At 74.1% G+C, this 3,640-nt stretch carries 4 protein-coding genes; all 4 read right to left on the minus strand.

What is annotated here, in order from left to right; all coding sequences use genetic code 11:
• Positions 1 to 207 precede the first annotated feature (207 nt).
• Positions 208 to 1,221 (minus strand): LacI family DNA-binding transcriptional regulator, encoded by a 1,014-nt coding sequence (locus tag GTW43_RS10395; RefSeq protein ID WP_161301357.1) that lies wholly within the window; start codon positions 1,219 to 1,221, stop codon positions 208 to 210.
• Between the two features lie 114 nt (positions 1,222 to 1,335).
• Positions 1,336 to 2,319 carry an aldo/keto reductase gene (locus tag GTW43_RS10400; protein ID WP_161301358.1) on the minus strand — a complete coding sequence of 328 codons (984 nt, stop codon included), beginning with the start codon at positions 2,317 to 2,319 and terminating at the stop codon, positions 1,336 to 1,338.
• 149 nt (positions 2,320 to 2,468) lie between these two features.
• Complete coding sequence (locus GTW43_RS10405) at positions 2,469 to 3,182, minus strand: hypothetical protein (RefSeq protein WP_161301359.1); 714 nt, start codon at positions 3,180 to 3,182, stop codon at positions 2,469 to 2,471.
• A partial coding sequence (locus GTW43_RS10410; protein WP_161301360.1) for a SigE family RNA polymerase sigma factor occupies positions 3,175 to 3,640 on the minus strand: 466 nt, incomplete at its 5' end. The genes GTW43_RS10410 and GTW43_RS10405, both read right to left, overlap by 8 nt.

Raw genomic sequence — 3,640 nt, forward strand, 5'->3', positions numbered from 1 at the left:
TACCGACTCCATCGCAGGCGGCACGCCGGTGCGCCGAGGGCGGCGGCAGGTCCCCTCGGTCCGGCACTGAGACGTGGTGCGCGGCCCGCCCCCGGGCAGACGACCGGTCTTCACTCCCCGCCCAGGCCACCGCCCGGTGGCCGACGGTCGCCGGCCGCGCACCACCTTCACCTGCCGCACCCACCCTGCGGGGCGGGTGCGGCGATGTCAGGTGCTGGCGCGCTTCACCAGATGCGTGGGCAGGATGAGCGGACTCGGCTCCCGCCCCGCGATGAGCCCGACGAGCATCCGGACCATCTCACGCCCCAGATCCCTTATCGGCTGATGAACCGTCGTGAGGGCCGGCTCGGCGAGCTGTGCGACGGCCAGGTCGTCGAACCCCACCACGGCCACGTCCCCCGGAACCGAGCGACCGGCCGCACGCAGCGCGCGCAGCGCGCCCGCCGCCATGTTGTCGTTCGCGGCGAACACGCCGTCCAGATCGGGATGCGCCCGAAGGAGCCGCTCCATGGCGGCCGCACCACTCTCGTCGGAGAAGTCACCCTGCTCCGGAGGGCGCGGCGTCAGGCCCGCGAGCAGCATGGCCTCCCGGTAGCCGCGGTACCGGGACTCGCCCACCTCGGTGTCCCGCGGCCCGCAGACCGTGACCACCCGGCTCCGTCCCCGCGCGAGCAGATGGTCGGTCGCGTCCCGCGCGCCGCCCACGTTGTCGATGTCGACGTACCAGCGCGGTTCGACATCCGTCGGCCGGCCGCCGAACACCACCGGCAGCCGGGTCTCCGTGGCGAGCCGGGCCAGCGGATCGCCCTCGTGGAGGGCCATCAGCATCACGCCGTCCACCACCCGGGACCGCACGAGCTGCTCCACCCGCTCCCGGCCGCGGGGGGTGGCCGAGAGGCACAGCATCATGTGCAGGTCGGCCTCCTCCAGCGCGCTGGACACCCCGACGATGACCTGGGCGAAGAACGGGTCCGCGAGCACCTCCGGATCGTCCCGGGAGATGACCAGCGCGGCCGCGCCCGCCTGGCGCGTGGCCAGCGCACGCGCCTTGGGGTTGGGGACGAACCCGAGCTTCCTGATCGCCCGCTCGACCGCCTCCCGCTTGGCGCGGCTGACATGAGGCGCGTCGTTGATCACCCGGGAGGCGACCGATCGCGAGACACCAGCCTGCGCGGCCACCTCGTCGAGCGTGACGTGCCGGTGCGGCAGTTCCTCAGTCATGGCCGGGGGCCTTCCTTCGCCGGTCGGAATTGGAAGCCCTTCCATTGTGACGGGTGACGGCACCGGCCTGTCACGGAGGGGGCGCATCGCGTCCCGGGGACGGGCCGCCGGACGTCACCAGCGGTGGTGCACCTGGCCGCGGATCCGGTCGTCGTACAGATCACGGACGGCGTCGAGCGTCGACCGGGACAGCGGCGCCAGGGCGGCGGCCTGCGCGTTCCCGCGGACCTGCTCGGGGTTGCGCGCGCCCGGAATCACGGAGGAGATCCCCGGCTGCTGGATGATCCAGCGCAGTGCCGTCTGTGCCGGGGTGGCGCCGTCCGGCGCCAGCGCGGAGAACTCGGCGGCAGCCTCCACCCCCGTCGCGAAGTCGACCCCGGCGAAGGTCTCGCCCTGGTCGAAGGCCTCGCCGTGGCGGTTGAACGTGCGGTGGTCGTCCGCGGCGAAGACCGTGTCCTTCGTGTACCGGCCGGACAGGAGCCCGCTGGCCAGCGGCACGCGGGCGATGACACCGACCCCGGCCGCTGCGGCCGCCGGAAGCACGTCCTCCAGGGGCTTGAGCCGGAACGGGTTGACGATGATCTGCACGCTCGCGGTCCCGGGCCGGGCGATGGCGGTCAGCGCCTCGGCACAGGTCTCCACGCTCACGCCGTACGCCGCGATCGCGCCCTCCGCCACGAGGGTGTCGAGGGCGTCGAACACCGCGTCGGAGGAGTACACGGGCGTCGGCGGGCAGTGGAGCTGCACCAGGTCCAGCCGGTCCACCCCGAGGTTCGACCGCGAACGGTCCGTCCAGGCGCGGAAGTTGTCCAGCGTGTAGAGCGCCGGATCGAGCTCCACCCTGCGGCCCATCTTCGTGGCGACCAGCACGCCCGCGTCCGGGCGCCGCCGCAGGTACCGGCCGATGAGCTGCTCGCTGCGTCCGTCCCCGTACACGTCCGCCGTGTCGAAGAAGGTCACCCCGGACTCGACGGCGGCGTCCAGCACGGCGACGGCGTCCTCCTCCCGGACGTCGCCCCAGTCGGCCCCGAGCTGCCAGGTCCCCAGCCCGATGACGGACACCCGCTGCCTGCTCCTGCCGAAGGTGCGCTGCTCCATGTGTCTCTCTCACTTTCCGTTCTGCCGGCGTGCGTCGGTGGAGGACGACGGCCGCGTGCACTGATCCCGGCCGTCCACCCTCGCCGCCCATGGTGCGAGATCCTGCCGCACACGTCCAAGCCGACGGGCGCGGTCCGGCGCCGCCGGTGTCAGAGCGCCGGCGCCCGGCCGGACTGCTCCTGGACGACCCGGATCCACTTCCACCCGTGCTCGACCCACACGGTGAGCCCCGGCCGGGCCGGGTCCGTGCCCGTGTAGGTCTGGGACGGCTCGGTGCCCGCGGCCGCGTCCGACGTCAGGCCGCACACGGTCAGGGAGTCGATCAGGTCGGACAGATCGGTCATGCGGTCGTAGGGCGTCGTGTATTCCAGGTAGACCTGGCGGGCGAGGGCTCCGCCGGACCCGGTGTAGGTCCAGCTGCCGCCGCGGTGCTCCCCGGGTGACGCCTTCTCCTTCGGCAGGATGTCGGGACCGCAGGCCGTCGCCCCGAAGCCGACCCAGGCCAGGGGCCATTTCGCCTCCGCCGCCCTCCGGTCCGTGCGGGTCCAGTGCCGTGCGCCGTGACGGGGGAGGCCGTCGGCGGGGCCCAGCCGGATCGTGCCGTTCGTGCGGTACGGCGTCGTGCGCGGGAACGCGGCCGCGCTCTGCGAGACCTCCGTGCCCGGCGCGTCCGCGGGGCCGGACGTGTGCGGCTGCCCGGTTCCCGGCACGGCCCACACCATCCCGGCCAGCACCGCGGCCGCGGCGCCCCCGCCCACCAGGACCCGGCGGCGGCGGACGCGCCGCGTGCCGCGGGTGCGCAGGGCCGACGGGGCGGGCAGGTTCAGCGTCACGTCGTCGAGCAGTTCGTCGACCTCAGGCATGGCGGGCGGCCTCCTTGGCGGTGGTGTGCACGGGGGGCGGGGCGATGTCGGCGAGGCGCTCGCCGAGGAGCTTGCGGGCGCGGCTGAGGCGGGTGCGGACGGCCCCGCTGGAGGCGCCCGTCTCCCGGGCGACCTGCTCCACCGGCAGGTCGAGGAGGTGGTGCAGCACGATCACCTGGCGTTGTTGCGGAGGCAGCGCGCGCAGTGCCTCGATCAGTGCGATCCGGTCGGCGGAGAGCTCGGGCAGATCGGGCGGTGGCCCGTGTCTGCGGTGGGCGAGCAGGCGGCCGCGTGTCCTGCGCCAGGTGCTGATGGCGAGCCGCGCCGCCACGGTGCGTACCCAGGGCAGGGGATCCCCTTCGCGGACCAGCCGGTCCCAGCGCTGCCAGGCCCGCACGTACGCCTCCTGCACGGCGTCCTCCGCCTCGGCCAGGTCGCCGGTGATCGCGTACACCGTG

The organism is Streptomyces sp. SID5785 (assembly GCF_009870065.1).
Taxonomy (GTDB): Bacteria; Actinomycetota; Actinomycetes; order Streptomycetales; family Streptomycetaceae; genus Streptomyces.

Coding starts and splice junctions, on each gene's coding strand:
- GTW43_RS10395 (WP_161301357.1), bottom strand. CDS start 1,221: ATGACTGAGGAACTGCCGCACCGGCACGTCACGCTCGACGAGGTGGCC.
- GTW43_RS10400 (WP_161301358.1), bottom strand. CDS start 2,319: ATGGAGCAGCGCACCTTCGGCAGGAGCAGGCAGCGGGTGTCCGTCATC.
- GTW43_RS10405 (WP_161301359.1), bottom strand. CDS start 3,182: ATGCCTGAGGTCGACGAACTGCTCGACGACGTGACGCTGAACCTGCCC.